Genomic DNA, 21,109 nt, shown 5'->3' on the forward strand with positions numbered 1-21,109 from the left:
CTAGTCGCTACAGTAAACCTTTAAAATCTCTAGCAGATGATTAGGTAGATTGGTATGAGTGAAACTACAGAAACGATTTTCAGCAAAATCATTCGTCGGGAAATCCCCGTTGATATTGTTTATGAGGATAATTTAGCTTTAGCATTCAAAGACATCCATCCCCAAGCACCAGTTCACATCCTTGTCATTCCTAAAAAACCCCTTCCCACATTAGCTGATGCTGAATCTCAGGATCATGCTTTGCTGGGGCATCTTTTGTTAACCGCCAAACGTGTTGCAAAAGAAGCTGGGCTAGAAAACGGTTATCGAGTTGTTATCAACACTGGTGATGATGGTGGTCAGACAGTCTACCACTTACATCTGCATATTTTAGGAGGACGGCAGTTGAACTGGCCGCCTGGTTGATAAAACCATAAAACCTGATGAATTGTGTCTCAAGACGCGATTCATCACTCAATTAAAAACGCTTCCTTCCAAAATTCTGTAAGAATGTCATCATAGTTAAGGTAAAAACATTCTGGAGACAAGACAACGGTTTACGCACGCCCTTTAGCACGGTTAATTGAGCAATTGCAACGCCTACCGGGAGTTGGCCCCAAATCTGCCCAACGACTGGCTTTGCATATTTTGAAGCGACCAGAAGCAGAAGTAGAAGCTTTGGCACAAGCGCTGATTGAGGCAAAAAAGCAGATAGGCTTGTGTTCTGTTTGCTTTCACTTATCTGCTGAACCTGTTTGTGAAATCTGCCGCAATACCAATCGTGACGACAAAACTATTTGTGTCGTAGCAGATCCCCGCGATGTGATTGCGCTGGAAAAAACCCGCGAGTACAAAGGCAAATATCACGTTTTAGGTGGGGTGATTTCGCCAATTGATGGAATTGGCCCAGAACAGTTGACTATACTTGCTTTGCAACACCGGGTGAGTCAGCAAAAACCCCAAGAAGTAATTTTGGCAATTAGTCCCAGTGTAGAAGGGGAGACAACAACACTGTATATCGGTCAGCTATTGAAACCATTTACCAAAGTGACGCGGATTGCCTTTGGTTTGCCTGTAGGTGGTGATTTGGAGTACGCCGACGAAGTGACTCTGGCAAGGGCATTGGAAGGACGCAGGGAGTTAGATTAGGCTTAAATAAACTTTCTTATTTAAAGCCACCTTTCGTTCCTGTTCATCGCCCCACTAATTCTCTTAAAATCACGTTTGCCAGTACGTAAATGTTGAGGCAGTGCCATGTGTGCAAAGAGATTTTGCCTCTGTGTCGCAAGAATCGGGAAAATGGTAGAGTTAAAAGCGATCGCTATGCGAAAAATGTAAATAAGATATGGCTGACCAAAAAGATAAAGCTCAAGAAAAAAACCGCCTTGAACAGCTTCAAGAAGAACAAGGTAACACGGACTCTAAACACTCAGGGGGTGCTGGCGCTTCTGGCGGCAACTCAGGTGCAGGTAAATCTGGCACATCAAAAATTTCTGCCACTGGTACACCTGATGATATCGAAAAAGTTGATCAGGAGTAAAGCTGACTCCGACGACGAGTCAAGTTTTAACTGCGTCGGCTCTCATTAGTAACTAAACTCAACAATGGTGGATTAAATACCTTATTATTTAGTCCACCATAGCGATCGCAACTAACATTATTTACAGTGCTGATACTAAGTAGTTCTGGGAAGAAACCTGAAAAATCTACTAGTACTATATCTTAAACACCAACTGCTGTAGCTCCAGGTAGTCCTGCCTCTGCAAATAAAACTTCTAGCTCTAAGAAGCCAGAATGGGTGGGGAATAAAACAGCAGCTTTAGCAGTAGAACAAATGATTAATTCGGCTTACCTGTAATTGTGAATGCTGCCCAGTAGTAAGGATGATTATAAAGATTTTTATCTGATGCCATTTTACTATTTCTATATAGTTGTGTCGCTAAATAAGTTTGAATTCGTACTTCTTCAGGATGCAGATTATTCAAGACATCTTCATACCATTTTGTTAGTTCTCCAGCAGTTAATTCTTTCAGCCATCGGGTTGCTTCAGCCAAGGCAGTAACTGCTGATTTATTAGGCTGTAATCGTCGGTAAAACTCTATCATCACCAAGGCACTAGCTGAAGATTCTACACTCCAGAGAGTACTTACTACATGAGGAACACCTTGACTCACAAAACCAGTTACTAAACTTACATATTCGCTGCTGATAGTGTGGTTGCTAGTAGTTAAGTTTTCACAAGCAGAGAGGGTAATCAGGTTGTAACTTGCTAGATTTTGTTGGCAGATTTCATCTAGAGTAAGTTTGTTTTCACCTGCTAATGCTAATTCTGATTTTTTGGGTTCAGCCAAGTTATTAATGACATTACCTGTAAAATGAAAGATGTTGTAATTATCAAATAAGGCGTTTTCAACAGTATCTTTCGTGGCTTCTGAACCCTGAATTCGTTGAATATTATTGAACATCTGGCTAACAACTTCCGACTCAAGTTTGGCAAATTTCGGTGTGGAAGAATCTGTATTTTCTGGATGTTCAACACTAAGCAATAATTGATTTTGCCACTGCCAGATATCTTCAGTTCTTATTGATAAACCTATTTGGGCACTAGGTAGATAGGTAACGCTGAAATTTGACTCCACATTCGGCAATTCTTCCGACAATGGGGAAGAAAGATGGAAAAGGGTATGAATAGGCAATCTGTACAAGTCACGGTGAGGAATTAAAACCAGTTGGGTAATGCCTTCGAGTTCCTGTGCAATTGTGGAAATATTCAGAATTTCATACAATTGTGACAGCTTCTGTTCCATATCAACTCGCCAAGAATGCTGGCTTTTACTTTCTTTGTCTTGGGCCGTGGTGCGATATTCTTGGTATTTTTGATGCCAATCTTCTAGCCAACTTTCAAATTCAATTAGGCGTTGTACTGCTTCGGGTAGAGGTAATTCATTGAGACGAATAGCGTCTTCTCCTAAAGGTATTGCCCCAGTATCTTGCATGGGTGTAAATAGGAGTATCGGTGATGGCGCTTGGTCTTTGAGAATAAATGTGTGTAAGGCAACCGGACTAATATGCCAGTAAATAATTGCTGTTGTGGGATTGAATAGTTGTTGAATTGCGCCATAATAAGGCGAGTAAATATTATCATTCCAGCTAGAAAGCAGCCAGTTTAAACAAGCATTTTTACCTTGTTCGGCAATTTCCCAAGCTTCAACTAAATCACCGGACTCTACGGCTAAATCAACTGCCAATTGATCAAAGCCTGCGAATTTCAGGGCTAACTGTTTTTTACTTTCGTCTGAGCGAGTTTCTTCACTCAGCAATTGTCGCAATAAATCTGTACCGCGTTGCAGCAATTCTTGAACTTGTGTTGTTTGTCCCAAACCCATCAGCACTTTGCTTAGAGATTGCAAAACCTCTAGATGCATCTGGGGAAAATATTCTAGTGTGAGGGTTAACAGCGCCTGATGATACTCAGATGCGGCTTTGCGCCAATAATCACGGGGATTAGTATTTTTTTTGCCTTGGTCATAGTAAGTATTAGCGATCGCAAAATGCAATCTACCCCAGCCTTCTGGATGGGTATCTGTCCGCAGATGCTTTAACCCTTCCTCGTAGCTGGCTAGTTTCCCTTCGTAGCCGCCCTGTTGTAAGGCAGGATTTGTCGCTGTGATACTACTCGAAATCTGCAATGCCTCAGCATTGACTAAATGACCGATCGCAGTTCCCCGACCTATCCAAGCTTCCCAATAATCTTGTTTAATTTGCAAAGCATTGTCATAACAGGCGATCGCTTCGGCAAATTGTTCTAAATAAAACAATGCTACTGCCTGATTATACCAAGCTAAGTGGAAGTCGGGTTTAATGGCGATCGTTTGTTGATAGGAGGCGATCGCTTCTTGTCTACGTCCTAAGTTGTCTAAGGCTATACCCCGGTTGTACCAAGCTAAGTAGAAGTCGGATTGAACTGACAGTGCTTTATCCCAGGAGGCGATCGCTTCTGACCATCTTCCTAAATTAAACAGCACTACACCCCGGTCTATCCAAACTTCGTGATAGTCTGGGTTAATTTCTAGCGCTTTGTCGTAAGATATAATCGCTTCTGCAAATTGTTCGCTTACAGCTAGGGCTATGCCACGGTGATACCAGTTTTCTTGGTCTTCTGGTTCCAAATGTAGGGCTTGGTCATAACTAGAAATAGCTTCGGGTAGCCAACCTAATTTCAGCAGTGCCAAACCCTTGCTAGACCACGCTTCTTGATAATCTGGCTTGATTTCTATGGCTTTGTCAAAAGAAGCGATCGCTTCTTCAAAATATCCTAATTCTCCGAGAGTTCCACCCCGGTTGTACCAAGCTTTGTAGAAGTCGGGTTTTAGTTGTGTGGCGGTTTCGTAAGATGCGATCGCTTCATCAAAACGTTCTAAATGGAACAGCGTCAAGCCTCGGTTAAACCAATATTCTGAGAATTCTGGTTGAAGTTCAATGGCGTGGTCATAGGATGCGATCGCGCCTAACAAATCACCTGTTTTCGCTTGGCTTAGACCTTGATAAAACCACCCTTGAGCGTGGGTAACAGGATTATCGCCATGTCGCTCAATTATACCAGGAGAATTGCTGCTTTGAACTGCCAAATTAGAAGCAAGTTGCTGGACTAGATTGGTACTTTGATCCAATTTCACCCACAACTCATCTAATGTATTAGCCACATTTGGCTCTAAATTGGTCAAAGTGTTATCCCAGGTTTCCACTGAGGGAGAAGTTATTAATTCACTTCTTTGTCTAGTAGAGAGCAGATTTGCTCCTGTTGTACTTTGAACAACTTCATTGTGATCATCGAACCTCAGTTGGGTTAATGAGGTGATTGAATCTTCTGCTGCGGGGAGAGGGAAATTTTCGGGTATTGTGGTTTGGGCATCTTCCCTTTCATACTCCAATACCAGTTCCTCTAAATTCGGGGTGAATGTTTCCTCAAAAGAGGCTTTTTCAGGCGCTGACGTTATTGGTTCAACATTTGGCAGATCATATTCCCATAATTGCTCACCTAAGCTGCGGATTAACTCTTGCCCAGGTGAAGTTGGGATAATTTCTTCATTGGTTGTGATTTCTACCACATCTGGTTCATCATACTCCCATAACTGCTCGCCTAAATTGCGGATCAGTTCAAGACCTGGAGTAGTTTCTACCACATCTGGTTCATCATACTCCCATAACTGTTCGCCTAAATTGCGGAGCAGTTCTTCTCCAGGAGTGATTTCTAAATCCTCTTCTGGATAATTCTCCTCATTCTCTATCTGTGTAGGTGATTGCATTAGCCGGATGCCAATGTCATAAGCAACATCTCCAATTCTGCCAACACCAAGTTCCCCCAATTGCACCATCTTTGTTGCTAAAAGAGGATTCGGTGCCGGCGAAGCTAGCAAGCTTTCGCCAAACATCACCAACCAGTCTATCCAGCGTTCAGCCGGAATGCGATTTTCTACCCGTTGCAGATACCTCAATGCCCACTGTCGTCCTCGTGCTTGATGCACGCCTTCTAACAATTGGATAAACAATTGTTCCAGATCCGCATTGGTTAGTTCTGGTAGCATCTCCACCAGATTGTGTCCTCTCGCACCCTTGAGAGAACTACCCTGCTTACTTTCAATAAGGCGCTTTAAAAACCTTCTAAGCGACTGCGATATCCGCCTGAGCATCTGCCACACTATTGGATTTTGTTTTTCTAGATTGTAGCCATCGTTGTGTTAAAAAAATCATCAATTACGTAAAAATCCATTAGATCGGGACAGGGCTTCCGTCGCAGGTTAGCAAAAAATATACAAAACTTCAAGAGTAGAGTATTACAACGTTACAATTCCCCGATTCGACTCTTGATGCCAAGTGGTTAATTTTCTGTTTGCTCTGTAGCCGATTGACCGTCAGGATATAATTGACTGATTAATGCCTGGACAAGCAATTCTGGATCATCTGTCTCAACGGCAAGCTGTTGAGCAATCTGCTGGCGTAAGTTTTCATCCTGCTGCAACATCACAAACAACTCTTCTAGGGTGACAGTTTGGTATTCTCCCTCTGGGGGGTTCTCTGGGGTATCTACTGACTCTGATATGGGTGTGGTTGGCTCAGATGTTATTGTGCTAAAAGCATCTGGTCCTTCATATTCCCAAATAGGTTCGCCTTGATTGCGTGTTAACAATTGCATCCCGATACTATAAGCAACATCTCCGATTTCTCCAATGCTCAACTCACCCAATTGCACTAACCGTGCAGCTATTTCATTATTGGGTGTAGGTGATGCTAGCAATCTGTCGCCAAAGCGCCTTAACCACTCAACCCAGTCTTCAGTTGAAATGCGATGTTCAATATTATGCAGCCACTTTTGTGCCCACGCTTCCCCTCGTGCTTGATGTACTCCTTGCAACAATTCGTTGAAAAGAAATTCCAGATCGGTATCGCTTAAGGGTGGCGCTGGTTGTTTTGGCACATTTCCTCTAGATTTTGAGGCAGTCTGTTTTCCACCGAACAAGCTCTGAAAAAGCTTTTTGAGCCATTGAAATAGCCGCTTGAGCATCTGCTGCACCATCGAGTTTTGCTTATCCTAAGATTGTAGCGATCGCACTGGACTATGACGCTAGTTCAGTTATTAAAATTCTTTGGGCATTTGTTATTTGTCAATTTCTTCCCCTGCTCCCTCATCCCCCACTCCCCACTCCCCTAGCTAGAACAAATGTACTAAATGATATGCTATAATTCCAATACTTTGATATTGAAATCATAGTAGAAGATAAGCTTTGGTTACTTGCTTTCCTGAGTGCCAAAATTTACGGCATTAGTTGAGCGCAGTAGCTCTGGCAATATGTACAAACCAAGCAGGTACAAGAGTCTAAAATAATTGAATCCTAAACTCGACTCGGTGCTACTAATTACCTTTGAAAGGCATTGAAGTCTATATTTCCATGTCTTACGAACCCCTGCACCACAAATATCGCCCCAAGAGTTTTGCTGAACTAGTGGGGCAAGAGGCGATCGCTACCACCCTCACGAATGCGATCGGCACATCCAAAATCGCCCCCGCCTATTTATTCACTGGGCCTAGAGGTACGGGGAAAACTTCTAGTGCCCGGATTCTGGCCAAATCTCTCAATTGTCTCAAAAGTGACAAGCCCACTGCTGAACCCTGCGGCGTGTGTGAAGTTTGTCAGGGGATCACCAAGGGCTACGCCTTAGACATAATTGAAATCGACGCTGCCAGTAATACTGGTGTCGATAATATCCGCGAGTTGATTGAAAAAGCCCAGTTTGCTCCTGTGCAGTGTCGCTATAAGGTTTATGTTATTGACGAATGCCACATGCTCAGTACCCAGGCATTCAACGCGCTATTAAAGACATTAGAAGAACCACCAAGACACGTAGTTTTTGTGTTGGCAACAACAGATCCGCAACGGGTTTTACCAACGATTATTTCACGCTGTCAAAGGTTTGATTTTAGACGCATTCAGTTAGAAGCGATGGTAAAGCATTTAAGTGCGATCGCTTCTTTTGAAAATATTCATATTTCACCCGACGCACTAACCCTGGTAGGCCAACTTGCTCAGGGAGGGTTACGAGATGCCGAAAGTCTACTCGATCAATTGGGTTTGTTAGCAGGTGAAGTGACACCGGATAGAGTTTGGGATTTGGTGGGGACAGTAAGCGAACAGGATTTGCTGGCGCTTTTAAATGCGATCGCTCAAGATAAACCCGAAGCAGTTCTAGACTGTACCCACTACATTCTAGATCGTGGTCGAGAACCGCTAACTCTTCTGCAAAATCTCGCCGCCTTCTACCGCGATTTACTCATTGCTAAAACCGCACCCAATCGCCACGATTTGGTTGCTTGTACTCAGCAAACCTGGACAGCGTTGGTTGAGTTTGCTCAATACTTCGATATGAGTGTGATTTTGGCAGGACAAAAACACTTGCGAGAAGCTGAAGTGCAAATTAAAAATACCACCCAGCCGCGTTTGTGGTTGGAAGTAACATTACTAGGATTATTACCCAGTGCGACAAATATTCAGCCACAAGCCCCAAGTGTCACCCAGCGAGTCAACACACCTGTTGTATCTCCAAACTATCCTCCAGCAGTTACCCAAAATCATGCAGTCTCTCCCTTACCGGTAGCTGAACCGCAAAAAAATCATAATTCTGCAAACAATCATGTAGCGGCTGCCCAAAATCAGCCCGTGGCTTCATCTTCTCCAGTTGAACGGCAAACAGATCACAATTCTGTTGCTAACTCCCTTCCACCACCAATCCCAGAACCAGAATCTGTACCTATATCACCTGCGAACGTTGAACCAGTAACTTCAGAAGTCGTTGAAGAAGCACAATATGACTTAACTCAAGTTTGGCAACAGGTGCTTGCTAACCTCCAGCCAAAATCAAGGCAAGAAATGCTGCGTCAAATGAGCCAACTCATCGATTTCGATGGTGTTGTGGCTCGAATTGCTATCAAACAGGCATGGTATGACAAGGGAAACAAGGGAAAATCTTATCTACCGATGATTACGGCAGCTTTCCAGCAGACTTTCCAGCGTGAAATCCAGATAAATATAGAAAAAGGAACTTCTTCAAATTCTACCTCAGCCAAAAAAAATCCTCCCCCAAAAGACTCTACTCGCCCTCAGCAGCCACCAACTCCCAGTTACAACCAGCAAATTCCGTCTCCAGCACCAGCACCACAGGCAAGCAATCCACCACCAGCAACAACACCAGCACCACTAAAAACTGAGCCGACGGTAAGAAATGGAAATGGGGTAAATGGAAATGGGACAAATGGAAATGAGGCAAATAGAAATGGGATACAAGCTTTGCCTCCACCCCCAAAACAAACGCCCGCACCTGATTGGGAACCTGACGAAGTAGCGATCGCAGCTCAACGTTTAGCAGTATTTTTCAACGGACAAATTATCCGTTTTGCAGATGATTTCCCAGAATTCTCCGATTCTATGGCTACACCTGAGTGGGTAGAGGAAGCAGAAGTTGATGATGAATAAAAAAATGCAAAATTACCAAAAATAATTTTGCATTTTTAATTTTTAATTTAAAATTTTGAATTCCCCAAAGGGGCTATTCTCCATTCCCCGTATGCAAAGTTTTCACCCATTTTAGGCGCTTTGGTCTTACCGACATCCGGGCAGTAGTACTGCTCATGACGACTAACCAGTGCAACATATATAAACTGCCACGTAGGGTTTGCACCAGCATCAGAAAATATGTAGAAGGTGGGAATTTCGGATCTTGACGTACCCGCCTTAAACCTGTAAACATCCCTACCATCGACATAGAAATGGACAAGCCTGTGATGGGGCTTAATATTGGTGGACGATGACGAGCGATCGCCATTAATAAATCTGGGACTGCTGCTGTGGGTAAGATATACATAATTAGCATAAAAATCAGCAAATCCCAGCTTTTGCGCCATCCCATCCGGTTTTTGAGAATTAAATCCCAATAATCTAAATAGCGTTGATAACCGCCTTCTGCCCAACGGTTGCGCTGATGCCAAAGTGCGATCGCACTTGTCACTCCTTCTTCTTGCACTGCTGGATGGAAAACACACTCAATATCCCACTTATCCAAATGTAAGCGGATTGTCAAATCCAAATCATCGGTAATGGTTTCTTCATTCCAGCCACCGCAGCTTTCCAAGGCTGAACGCCGGACAAATTGACCATTGCCGCGCAGTTCGCCAATGCCACCAAGGGCAGTTCGCTGTTGCTGAAACCAGGTATCAAGTGCCATTTCGGCCATTTGACCCTTAGTCCAAAAGTTTGTTTTAGCGTTGGCGATCGCTTTTCGCACCTGCACCGCCCCCACCTTTTCTCTTTGAAATAAAGGTATTACCTGTTGCAGTAAATCTGGTGTTACTTGGGCATCAGCATCAAATACTGCTATAATATCGCCCTTTGTCAGAGGTAGTACCTGATTTAACGCCCCCGATTTGCCACCAGTAGCTTCTGCTGAACGCCTTAGTACTTTCAGTTGCTCATGTTTCTGTTGGAGTTCTGCTAATAAACGTGGCGTGCTATCAGTGCTGTGATCGTCAATTATCCATACTTCGTATTGCCCACCTGGATATTCCAGATTACAAAGATTTTTAACTAATTTAGCAATTACCGCTTCCTCATTTTTCGCAGCCACTAATACAGAGACAGAGGGCAAATCTCCCTGTATTTCTTTTGGATAACGACGGGATTTAGTAAACACTACCACCAAGGCATGAAATCCTAGAATAGTGGTCAGTCCTAGAATAAATATAGAAGCCCAAGAAACTAAATGTAGAGCGATCGTGCTACTCCAGACGATAGTCAAGACTAGAGCCGCTTTGCGTCTACGACCTTGAAACCGGGGTGTTAGAGACACAGGATCTGTCTCTAACACCGACTCCTCATTTGCTGATAGGTCAGACAACAAGGAGTTGAGCGGATCAAGCTCTTGATAAGAATCTTCTTCGGGCCAGGAATTCGCTGGCATAGGTTAGGTTGCTTGATTCAAAAATCAGTATTTGTCTACAGTTAGTAATTTTACGGACAAATATCCCTAAGCTACTTTTCCCGATATTAATCGGAATGGGCAAACTGCAATACCCGCTATCCCTAAGCCAAAAGCCACTGGGACTACCTTTGTTGTCACTGCTACTTTGCGTAATTATCTCGCATTAACCACCTTGCTACTCTTAGACAGAGGCTTGATTCCTTTGATAGCCATTTAGGCAGGAAGCTTGTAGAGTGAGACTTTCTTCAATTAGAACTCCGATTTGGGCAAAGTAATAACAAGGTAGCAGCAGCTCGATGTTGGGAGAAACAGCAATAATAACATCCACAACTTTACAGTGCGGATTTTTAGTGTTATTTTCCCCAACGTTGATAAAAGTTAATGCAGCCTCATTCTAACCGAAATTTTAATATTTCTTAGCAGTAACTTCATTTTTGGGCATGGGTAAAGAGGCAGAGGGGAAACTCCCGCTCCCTGCTTCCCTTGCCCCCTCATCCCCCACTCCCTACTCCCCACTCCCCATTCCCACTATGTGCTTTAAATACATCTTTTGGGAATACTACTAACATCCACTAATGTCCCCAGTTGGCATATTTAACAATGTCTATTGACCAACTCCAGCTCCAGCCTGCCACTCAACAACAAGCCAGTGTTTATTTACCTTATGTTCAGGGCACTAAACGCAATTTTTTACCTCTTGCCATTAGCCTTTATCAAAAAGGGGTCTTGGAGGGACAGAGGAAGATAGAAGGTAGTGAACATGTTCCCTTTGTCGCCTCTTGGAATGTTGCGACTTTACCCTCAGACTTAACCCGTTGCCGAATCCAGTTTGATGGCAATGCTGACCTGAGTTACGAACTGATGATGGCTAGTTTCGAGTTTATTAATTTTTTAATTGAAGTTATGGACAATTATAAACGTCATCGTGCAACCGATTTTTCACAACCGTTTTATCGCAAGCTACTGCGTATAGACGATTAATTAAACTCAGCCGGACTTTTGTAAGTTCGGCTTCTCTTTAAACTCAAAATCTCAGAAGCCTAACCTTCATTCCAATGCACTGAGATTCATTTAAATTTTTTCTCCAGCATGATTTATTATTTCCAAGCTTATGATGTAAGTAACTACGCAAAATTAATTACAGTCATTGCGAGCGAAGCAAAGCAATCCCAGCCCTTGCGATTGCTTCATTTCGCTTCGCTGCATTCGCAATGACATTGTGTAATTAATTATGTTTACCTACTTAAGTAAGTTTCATAGACAACAAAAAACCTTATTAGATCGCTATTTTTATTCTTGCTTGCGATCGCCTTATTACTTAGCAGGTCTGAGTAGAGCCAACCAACTTGACCATTCACCTCAACTTTGTACTAAAGTTGTTCAGCAGTATTTGCCTGTTCACTAAGAATCGTTACAGAAGTACCATTTGGAACCTTGGCTAAAACAGCTACCTCCGTACTTGGATAACTTCGTAGATTCGCGTAGCCATCACTTGCTTGAACAATCCGAGTTGAAGATGAGGGTTTATCAGCTTTTTAACTACTATTGAACTTCCCACAGGTGTTTAACAGTAAACAGTTATCAGTTAAATCCTTGGGTCTAAGTCCCCCACAAAGAAGGTGGTATGCGTTGGTGGTGGGTTTAAACCTACGCCGATACGCTTTGATAACTGATAGATAACTGATTTAATATGCTTACTAGTTATATTACTTGCAGTAGACAGTCCAGCAATCTACCATTCATCAAAGAACTATTAGATTAACAATAGAAATATAAGCAGTCTAACCAAAGCAGGTATAGGGTAATGGTGCGATTAAAACCGTGGCAGTGGGTCGTCTTAGCAATCCCGATCGCGTTTATTATCATTTTCTTACTGGTATCCGCCGGTTCGCAAATTCATGCGTGGGGCATTAATTGGATTTGGGGTGTATTCACCCTTTTATTCGTTGGTTGGCGTTGGGTATTGGTGAAATGGACTCAACCTGCTGTTAACCAAGTAGAAGCTGTATTAGCCCAAGTCCAAGAAGAACTAGAATCCAAAGCAGAGGATACAGTAGGGCTACCAGTGGGAAGTGATGTCACAAAGCTTGCAGAAGCTGCCCTTCAAGAGATTCTGCAAGCAGCACAAAGCGATCGCCCGATTTGGGAAGACTGGCAAACTTTTTGGACGCGATGCCAAGATTTAGTCGTAGCGATCGCTCATATTTACAATCCTCAAATTCAATATCCGCTACTGAACATTTACGTCCCCCAAGCTTACGGGTTGATTCGGGGAACAGTTGATGATATGGATCGATGGATGCAAAAGTTATCCCCCGTCCTCAATCAGGTAACGGTTGGGCAAGCATACCAAGGCTACGAAGTCTATCGGAAGTTAGAGCCATCGGCTCGGAAATTCTGGAAAGCTTGGAACTGGGCACAGTGGGTTTTAAATCCAGTGGCGGCGGTGGCCAAACAAGCCAGCAAGGGTTCTAGTAACCAGGCAACTCAGCAATTATTGGGGAATTTGAGTCAGCTATTTCGGGAAGCTGCCCTGAGAAACTTATGCCAGCAGGCGATCGCTCTTTACGGACGTACCACATTACCAGTTTCAGCAACCGTAGTTTCTACACCAACTCTACCCAAGGCAGAAACCCAAACACTCCGAGAAATCCTGACTCAAGCCGAACCAGCCGAGGTAGTTGAGCAAAAACCCGTGAATATTCTGCTGGTGGGGCGCACGGGGTCAGGTAAAAGTAGCCTGATTAACACGCTATTTCAGGCGGATCTCGCAGCCGTTGATGTTTTACCCAGTACCGATCGCATTCAAAATTACCAATGGCAGGCTGAAAGTGGGGAAACCCTAACCCTTTGGGACACTCCTGGTTATGAACAAGTCAACCGTGCCGATCTCCGAAATCTGGTGCTTGATTATGCTATCAACGCAGATTTGCTGCTGTTAGTCACCCCTGCCCTTGATCCTGCCCTGCAAATGGATGTAGACTTTTTGCAAGACATCAAAGCAGAAGTTGCAGATTTACCTGCGATCGCGATTGTCACTCAAGTAGATCGTTTGCGTCCGATCCGCGAGTGGCAACCCCCCTATGATTGGGAATGGGGTAATCGCCCAAAAGAAATTGCTATTCGAGAAGCCACCGAGTATCGTGCCAAACTGCTGGGAAACTTTTGTAATCTAGTTGTGCCTGTGGTTACAAGCGACAGCAAAACAAATCGAGCCGCTTGGGGAGTAGAGGCGCTATCGTTGGGATTAGTAGATGCGATCGCACCATCCAAGCAACTGCGTCTCGCCCGATTTTTGCGTAACCTTGAAGTCCGCACCGTCGCTGCTGCTAAAATTATCGACCACTATACCTTCCAAATGGCGACAACACAGGGACTAACGTCATTGCTCAAAAGTCCCGTTCTCCAGTTTGTTTCTACGCTCTCAACCGGATCTCCAGCCTTAGCATATATGCTGGCAGAGCAAATTCCCGTGGAACAATTGCCGATTGTGATTGGCAAACTCCAAATGGGATATGAGCTTTTCTTACTCTTGAATACAGCTAACCCTAACCCGCTCAACTTTGAATTGCTATCTCTCTGGCCGTTATTGCTGGAAAATTCCGCTTCACCCGATCGCAACGCCTGGGCATTTGGTCACGCCCTAGTGGAGTACTGGACTCAAAATTTGACGGTTGAACAACTGCGAGAGCGATTTGAGTATTATTTGGCGATCGCCAAATAATTTGTCTACATTAGCAATGTCTACAATGGGCTATACCGGAGCATCTTTCATTCTCACAAGTTGAATTTGCTATTACAGTACATTTACGAATAATCGTTTTATAAATTTACAAGATTTATACTCGTAAAAGGAAAAACGAAAAATGCGATAACAGGACGTACTCTTAAGATCAAAGTTCAGATTACGATTAAGAGTAGGTGTCTGCTGAAACCTACCCGCCTTACCTGAGTTTTTACCCAGACATCCCTTTTATTCGGAGTTATTTATGAACAATATATTACAAACTTCCATCCCACAAAAACAGAACTCACATCAGAGTTATAGTATTTCGTCTTACAATAGACTGCTTTTGGTTGTGAAGGATTTGGCTTGTGTACGGACTATTGAGGAAATTATTGAGATTGTGCGTTTGGCTGCTCGCGATCTAACTAATGCTGATGGGGTAACTTTTGTACTGCGGGATGGTGAATGTTGCCATTATGTCGATGAAAACGCGATTGGCCCACTTTGGAAAGGTATGCGTTTTCCGCTCAGGGCTTGCATCTCCGGTTGGGCGATGCTCAATAAACAAGCAGCCGTGATTGAAGACATTTACCTGGATGCTCGAATTCCTATTGATGCTTATAAAGTAACTTTTGTCAAAAGTTTAGTGATGGTTCCCATACGGATTTCTGATCCACTGGGTGCGATTGGAGCTTACTGGAGTACACAACACCGAGCCACATCCGAAGAGATAGAACTGCTTGAGATTTTGACCGATACTACAGCAGTTGCGATCGCCAACGTTCAACTTTACCAGAAACTGACGAACCAAAACGCCCTGAAAGACAAATTCATTGCGATGCTAGCTCACGAGTTGAGAAATCCCGTTGCTCCCATCTCCAACGGGGTTCAGCTTCTCAAGTTGAAGCTAGGCGAGACTGGTGCAGTCGGACAAACAGTTTTAATGATGCAACACCAGATTAAGCACCTCTCGAAATTGATCGATGAGTTACTGGATGTATCGTCCATTACTTATGGGAAGATTTCATTAAACCCGGAGAAGGTTAATTTGGTGGAATTGGTTCGCCAGAGTCTCAATGACCATGCACAAGCAATAAAGAGATCGAACCTTAACGTAGTACAAGACCTACCAAACAAGCCTCTGTGGGCTTATGTTGACCCGACGCGGTTCTTCCAAGTCTTTGGCAACCTTCTTGATAACGCTTTAAAGTTTTCCCAACCAGATGGAACGATCTGGGTGGATCTCTCATTTATTCCAGGTGAAAATGGCTTAGGCAATGTAGGGGTTCTATCTGTAAGAGACTCAGGTATAGGGATAGATCCGACAATCTTACCAGAACTATTCGAGCCGTTTACCCAAGCTGATCGCAGTTTAGACCGTTCGAGGGGCGGGTTAGGTTTGGGATTATCGGTAGTAAAAAGTCTTGTGGAACTTCATGGTGGTCATGTTGAAGCCTCAAGTAGAGGAATCAATTTGGGAGCAGAATTTAAAGTTACTCTCCCAGTATGCGAAGAGATTACAGCTTGGCATAACGACCCGGAGATTATAGAAGCGGCTAAAAAATCGTTAAAGATTTTAGTCATCGAAGATAACGACGATTCAGCCATAACATTAAAAGCAGTGCTTGAGCATTTTGGGCATGAAGTTTCCATAGCTAATAATGGAATTTCAGGGATAGAAACTGCAAGAGAGTTTGAGCCTCATGTGATTATTTGTGACATCGGACTTCCCGAAATGAATGGATTCGCCGTTGCACAGGAACTGAGTAAAGACTCCAAATTTACTCACTCAATTCTGATTGCACTCACCGGCTACGGTGGCCAGGAAGATCGGGAGCTGGCGCTTAAGTCTGGTTTTAAATGTCACTTGACCAAGCCTGTAGACTTTGACATACTTGCGGCAGAAATTGATCAATACTTTCTCATGAGTAGCAAATATAGCAATCCTAAATGAGTTGTAAAAATCGAGAGACTCAGATCCCCGACTTCTTTGAGAAGTCGGGGATCTTATTTATTGTTCATGAATGATTTAGGACTGCTATATACTTGAAGAAGAATTCAGAATTTAGAAATCAGAACTCAGGAACAAAGCTGGAAATGCTCTGCGGCTTCACAAGAGGCAGCAGCCCTCTTTTGAATTTATTCCCAGCCTGGAGGCTAGGAATGAAGTGACACAAAAATTTAGGCTTTTATTAGTAGCACCCCATCAGCTACAAAGCCATTTTAATCACGAATTATGAATTACGAATTACGAATTAGAAAGTCACCACACTCCGAATTGATTCACCTTTGTGGATCAATTCAAAAGCATCATTAATTTGCTCAATCGGCATCACATGGGTAATTAAATCATCAATATTTATCTTACCTTCCATATACCAATCAACAATTTTTGGCACATCTGTACGTCCTCTCGCACCACCAAATGCAGAACCTTTCCAAACGCGCCCAGTTACTAATTGAAAAGGACGAGTGCTGATTTCTTGTCCAGCACCAGCAACGCCAATAATCACACTGACACCCCAACCTTTATGGCAGCATTCTAATGCTTGACGCATAATTTTGACATTACCGATACATTCAAAACTGTAATCAGCACCGCCTTTTGTTAAATCAACCAGATAGGGAACTAAATCACCCTCTACTTCTTGGGGATTGACAAAGTGCGTCATGCCAAACTTTTCGGCTATTGCGCGTTTGCTGGGATTAGTATCCACCCCGACAATCATATTTGCCCCTACCATCCGCGCCGCTTGGATGACATTTAAACCAATACCACCCAAGCCGAAAACCACAACATTTGCTCCCGGTTCCACCTTGGCAGTATTGATGACTGCACCAACACCAGTAGTCACACCACAGCCAATGTAACAAACCTTATCAAATGGCGCGTCTTCCCGAATTTTTGCTAGGGCGATTTCTGGCAGCACCGTATAGTTAGCAAAAGTTGATGTACCCATATAATGATGAATCATCTGTCCATCAATGCTAAAGCGACTAGTGCCATCAGGCATGACACCGCGTCCTTGAGTTAAGCGAATGGCTTGACAAAGATTCGTTTTGAAACTCAAACAATATTCGCACTGGCGGCATTCGGGAGTGTATAGGGGAATTACATGATCCCCTGGTTTGAGACTGGTGACACCAGCGCCTACTTCCACTACCACACCAGCACCTTCATGCCCCAAAATTGCCGGAAACAAACCTTCAGGATCGTCACCAGATAGGGTAAAAGCGTCGGTATGGCAAACTCCGGTGGCTTTTACCTCAACTAACACTTCGCCTGCTTTTGGTTCCGATAGTTGAACGGTTTCAATTGTCAACGGCTTACCTGCGTTGTAAGCTACTGCTGCTTTAACTTGCAACATCAGCCCTCCTAATATAGTTATTTAAAGTTATCCCCACTGCTCAAGCATGAGGATTTTTTCACTTAAACATATTGAACGCATGATACACTTTTGTATCACTTCATCATATCTACTAAACGCGATCGCCCCTATAACGATAAATATTACTTTGTTAAAATATCATTCTCTAGCTAGATTGGTTAAAGGCGGCAACTGCTGTTTTGACAAAGATGTAAACTGGATGTCAGCAGCAATACCCCAATAATTTGTCCACCCCTCGATTAATACATTTTGTCACAGCTTATGAACCCTGCCCTAACTCAAATTGGCGCTCAAATGTCCAACCTGACTGGCGTAAGAGCAATCATGAAGGATATTATCGAAACATTACGAGGGGGTGCAGGGCAGCAGTTTATTAATTTGAGTGCTGGTAATCCGTTGATTTTGCCAGAGGTAGAAAAATTATGGCGGGATTGTACTGCACAGCTTTTGGCTAGCCCAGAATATGGTGAGGTAGTTTGTCGCTATGGCTCAAGTCAGGGCTATGCACCGTTGGTTGAAGCGATCGCTAACGACTTTAACAAACGCTACGGGTTAAACTTAAGCCAACGCAATATCCTCATCACCCCCGGTAGTCAAACCCTCTACTTCTACGCTGTGAATAGCTTCGGTGGCTACACGCCTAGTGGCGAGTTAAAACAAATCGTTTTGCCCCTCAGCCCTGACTACACTGGTTACGGCGGTATCTGCTTAGTTCCAAAAGCGTTAATCGCTTATAAACCGACTCTCGATATTGATGAAGCCGCCCACCGATTTAAATATCGCCCCGACTTCAGCCAACTGTCGATTACAGAAGATACGGGTTGTGTCCTCTTCTCTCGGCCTTGTAATCCTACTGGTAACGTCCTCACTGATGATGAGGTGAAAAAGATTGCCGCCCTAGCTGCGCCTTATAATCTGCCCGTGTTTATTGACTCAGCTTATGCCCCTCCCTTCCCGGCATTGAATTTTACCGAAATGACACCAGTGTTTGGTGATAATATTTTACACTGCATGAGTTTATCAAAAGCTGGATTACCAGGAGAAAGGGTTGGTATTGCCATTGGGGATGAAAAGTGGATTGAAGTGCTGGAGTGTTTTCAAGCAAATATTGGTCTTCATTCTTCACGTTACGGCCAAGCGATCGCAGCTTATGCAATCAACTCTGGCGCTTTAGGGGAAATTTCTCACACTGTCATCCGTCCCTTTTATCAAAATAAATTTACTGTTTTAGAAACCAGCTTAGAACAAGCGATGCCCAAGAATTTACCTTGGTTCCTCCATCGCGGTGAAGGAGCAATTTTTGCTTGGTTGTGGTTACAAGATTTACCCATCAGTGACTGGGAATTTTACCAGCAACTTAAGCAAGTAGGTGTGATTATTGTCCCAGGAAGTAGCTTCTTCCCCGGTTTAGAGGAAGAGTGGGCCCACAAACACCAATGCTTCCGCATCAGCCTTACAGGCACCGATGAAGAGATTGCCACTGCTATGCAACGTTTAGCAAAAGTGGCTGAGGAAGCTTATAAAGGTGCGGCGGTGACTGCCTAGTAAGGAAAATAGAAATGAAACACGAAGAAGCAAACAAAGAGATAGGGAGCAGAGGCGCAGAGGCGCCCAGTAGCAGAGGAGGAAGAGGAAAATCAAAAAAGTCCAATCCCAAATCCCCAATTCCCAATCCCCAATCCCCAGTCCCCAATCCCCAATCCCCAGCCCCCAATCTCGATAATTGGCTAGAAATTGGCACAATTGTTTCCCCTCAAGGGTTGTCTGGGGAACTACGGGTTTATCCTGTATCTGACTTCCCCGAAAGATTTGAGGTGGCGGGAAAACGTTGGTTGTTGCGTTCAGGTGACACAGAACCGCAACCAATCGAATTATTAACAGGACGTTATATCAGTAACAAAAACTTGTATGTGATCAAATTAGCTGGCGTGGAAAATTGCGATCAGGCGGAGGCGTTGCGTGGTTGTAAGTTAATGGTTCCAGCAAGCGATCGCCCCCAGTTAGGCGAAGATGAATATCATGTCCTCGATTTGATTGGCTTGGAAGTCTTCATGCAAGCATCTGGCGAACTCGTTGGTACGGTGGTAGACATCATCCCGGCTGGCAATGATTTGTTAGAAGTAAAATTGCACCCATCTTTTGCCACTGACAAAAAGCAAAAGACTGTTTTGATTCCATTTGTGGAAGCGATCGCACCAGTAGTAAACTTGAAATCCAATCGGATTGAAATTACGCCACCGCCTGGGTTATTAGAAATTAATAATTAGGTCATTCCTTAAGATGCCCTAATTAATCTTAATCTCCGGTTTTTTCTTGGCAACTTGCGTTTAAATCAAAACTTTGACATTCTGTAGCTTCCAGTAATTGCCTAACCCTATTACCAGGCTGACAACTAATTAAAGTTGCCGCCATTGCAGCAAGTGTAATAACAGTAGCTAGTCCCAACAAAGTAGATCGTTTTCTAAGTATTATTTTCTTGATTAAAGTATCTATCTTGGTGGCAGTACCAACAACTTGAATTGGCCCAAGTGCTTCCAAAGCAACAGCCGCATTAGCATAACGACGTTTCCGTTTGCGTTCCACCATTTTACTCAACCACGACCGAAAACGCGGACTAATTTGAGGAACTAATTGCTGAAAATTAAAGCAATAGTTATCATCAATTAATTTTCCAATCTCAACAGAACGAGTATTAGTAAGTAAGCAAATCAGTGTTGCTCCTAAACTATATAAATCTGATGCTTCAGTTAGGGAATGACCAAACTGTTCCTCTGGTGGCATAAAACCTGGAGTTCCGGCTACAAAGCTACTCAAAGCTACTTTTGCACCCTGTATCCTAGCCAAACCAAAATCAACCAGATAAGCATTGAGTTGCTCATCAACCAAAATATTCTCTGGCTTAATATCACGATGAATAATTGGCGGAATTTGCTTTTGAAGATAAACCAAAATCTCTAAAATTGACAAAGCAATTTGCTTTATTTCTTCTGGATTAAAGCTGCTCGTTAAGCTTAAAGATGGGGCCTTTTTATATTCCTGCACTAGATAAAAAGCCCCTGGTATTTCAAAAGAATCTACATAGCGAGGGATGCGAGAATGATTGAGTTGCTGTAAAATTTCGATTTCGCGCTGATATGCTTTCACACCTGATAAATCAGCATCCGCACGAGCAAAACAAAACTCTTTAATCACTACCTGTTGCTTAGAATTGAGGACATTAGCTAAGTAAGTAATGCGTCCCCCTTCTCGGTTGCGTCCTAGTTCGCTGATAATTTGATAGCCTTGTTTGGAAAAATCTGGATGGTGATTTAAGGGAATTGCCCTTTTATATTCATTACGCACATCAAGCTCCATTACACACCATACGAGTTTGATTCTGTCAAGGTGCAATTCAAAAAATTAAAATCCATTCACCCAGATTGTTAGTCCCATTTATACCGTGCATGGGCCAAGGCGCATCAGCAGAAAGTGCCTTTGCTATTTGCGT

General features: G+C 43.4%; 16 protein-coding genes. 10 read left to right on the plus strand and 6 right to left on the minus strand.

Annotated elements, in window-relative coordinates; genetic code table 11:
• Window positions 1-54 precede the first annotated feature (54 nt).
• The 3 genes from VE944_RS00820 to VE944_RS00830 all read left to right on the plus strand — a co-directional run bounded on the left by VE944_RS00820 (window position 55) and on the right by VE944_RS00830 (window position 1,519).
• Window positions 55-405, plus strand: a complete 351-nt coding sequence (locus VE944_RS00820) for a histidine triad nucleotide-binding protein (protein ID WP_324970960.1) — start codon at window positions 55-57, stop codon at window positions 403-405.
• Between the two features lie 165 nt (window positions 406-570).
• Window positions 571-1,128, plus strand: a complete 558-nt coding sequence (gene recR / locus VE944_RS00825; RefSeq protein WP_324970963.1) for a recombination mediator RecR — start codon at window positions 571-573, stop codon at window positions 1,126-1,128.
• 196 nt (window positions 1,129-1,324) lie between these two features.
• On the plus strand, window positions 1,325-1,519 hold the full coding sequence (locus VE944_RS00830; RefSeq protein WP_094350397.1) for a hypothetical protein: 195 nt from the start codon (window positions 1,325-1,327) through the stop codon (window positions 1,517-1,519).
• A 298-nt stretch (window positions 1,520-1,817) separates the two neighbouring features.
• On the opposite strand, the gene VE944_RS00835 is transcribed toward VE944_RS00830, so the two are convergent.
• Window positions 1,818-5,669 (minus strand): CHAT domain-containing protein, encoded by a 3,852-nt coding sequence (locus VE944_RS00835; RefSeq protein WP_324970966.1) that lies wholly within the window; start codon window positions 5,667-5,669, stop codon window positions 1,818-1,820.
• Window positions 5,670-5,857: 188 nt separating this feature from the next.
• Window positions 5,858-6,541 carry a hypothetical protein gene (locus VE944_RS00840; RefSeq protein ID WP_414690084.1) on the minus strand — a complete coding sequence of 228 codons (684 nt, stop codon included), beginning with the start codon at window positions 6,539-6,541 and terminating at the stop codon, window positions 5,858-5,860.
• 385 nt (window positions 6,542-6,926) lie between these two features.
• On the opposite strand from VE944_RS00840, the gene VE944_RS00845 reads away from it, so the two are divergent.
• Entirely contained in the window at window positions 6,927-9,005 is a 2,079-nt protein-coding gene (locus tag VE944_RS00845; RefSeq protein ID WP_324970996.1) for a DNA polymerase III subunit gamma/tau, read from the plus strand.
• Between the two features lie 73 nt (window positions 9,006-9,078).
• Here the strand turns inward: VE944_RS00845 and VE944_RS00850 are convergent, their stop codons facing one another.
• A complete protein-coding gene (locus VE944_RS00850; protein ID WP_324970970.1) occupies window positions 9,079-10,485 on the minus strand; it encodes a glycosyltransferase family 2 protein in 1,407 nt (468 codons plus the stop codon).
• Between the two features lie 621 nt (window positions 10,486-11,106).
• On the opposite strand from VE944_RS00850, the gene ebsA reads away from it, so the two are divergent.
• Together ebsA and VE944_RS00860 are read left to right on the plus strand one after the other, a co-directional pair.
• A complete protein-coding gene (gene ebsA, locus VE944_RS00855) occupies window positions 11,107-11,487 on the plus strand; it encodes a type IV pilus biogenesis protein EbsA (RefSeq protein ID WP_324970972.1) in 381 nt (126 codons plus the stop codon).
• A gap of 250 nt (window positions 11,488-11,737) precedes the next feature.
• On the plus strand, window positions 11,738-11,911 hold the full coding sequence (locus VE944_RS00860) for a hypothetical protein (RefSeq protein ID WP_324970974.1): 174 nt from the start codon (window positions 11,738-11,740) through the stop codon (window positions 11,909-11,911).
• On the opposite strand, the gene VE944_RS34035 is transcribed toward VE944_RS00860, so the two are convergent.
• Window positions 11,877-12,011, minus strand: a complete 135-nt coding sequence (locus VE944_RS34035; protein ID WP_414690085.1) for an SH3 domain-containing protein — start codon at window positions 12,009-12,011, stop codon at window positions 11,877-11,879. The two genes, VE944_RS00860 and VE944_RS34035, sit on opposite strands and share 35 nt — an antisense overlap.
• Window positions 12,012-12,310: 299 nt before the next feature.
• On the opposite strand from VE944_RS34035, the gene VE944_RS00865 reads away from it, so the two are divergent.
• Together VE944_RS00865 and VE944_RS00870 are read left to right on the plus strand one after the other, a co-directional pair.
• Window positions 12,311-14,230: a GTPase family protein gene (locus tag VE944_RS00865; protein WP_324970976.1), complete on the plus strand. Its 1,920-nt coding sequence runs from the start codon at window positions 12,311-12,313 to the stop codon at window positions 14,228-14,230.
• A gap of 265 nt (window positions 14,231-14,495) precedes the next feature.
• On the plus strand, window positions 14,496-16,187 hold the full coding sequence (locus tag VE944_RS00870; RefSeq protein ID WP_324970978.1) for a hybrid sensor histidine kinase/response regulator: 1,692 nt from the start codon (window positions 14,496-14,498) through the stop codon (window positions 16,185-16,187).
• Window positions 16,188-16,488: 301 nt separating this feature from the next.
• On the opposite strand, the gene VE944_RS00875 is transcribed toward VE944_RS00870, so the two are convergent.
• Window positions 16,489-17,598, minus strand: coding sequence for an S-(hydroxymethyl)glutathione dehydrogenase/class III alcohol dehydrogenase (locus VE944_RS00875; RefSeq protein ID WP_324970998.1), 1,110 nt, complete (start codon window positions 17,596-17,598; stop codon window positions 16,489-16,491).
• 285 nt (window positions 17,599-17,883) lie between these two features.
• Between VE944_RS00875 and VE944_RS00880 the strand changes: the two genes are divergently transcribed.
• Complete coding sequence (locus tag VE944_RS00880) at window positions 17,884-19,167, plus strand: valine--pyruvate transaminase (protein ID WP_324970980.1); 1,284 nt, start codon at window positions 17,884-17,886, stop codon at window positions 19,165-19,167.
• 14 nt (window positions 19,168-19,181) lie between these two features.
• A complete protein-coding gene (gene rimM, locus VE944_RS00885) occupies window positions 19,182-19,889 on the plus strand; it encodes a ribosome maturation factor RimM (protein WP_324970982.1) in 708 nt (235 codons plus the stop codon).
• Window positions 19,890-19,917: 28 nt separating this feature from the next.
• Here the strand turns inward: rimM and VE944_RS00890 are convergent, their stop codons facing one another.
• Entirely contained in the window at window positions 19,918-20,976 is a 1,059-nt protein-coding gene (locus VE944_RS00890; protein ID WP_324970984.1) for a serine/threonine protein kinase, read from the minus strand.
• Window positions 20,977-21,109: the final 133 nt, after the last annotated feature.

This window comes from Nostoc sp. (assembly GCF_035638895.1).
Taxonomy (GTDB): Bacteria; Cyanobacteriota; Cyanobacteriia; order Cyanobacteriales; family Nostocaceae; genus Nostoc.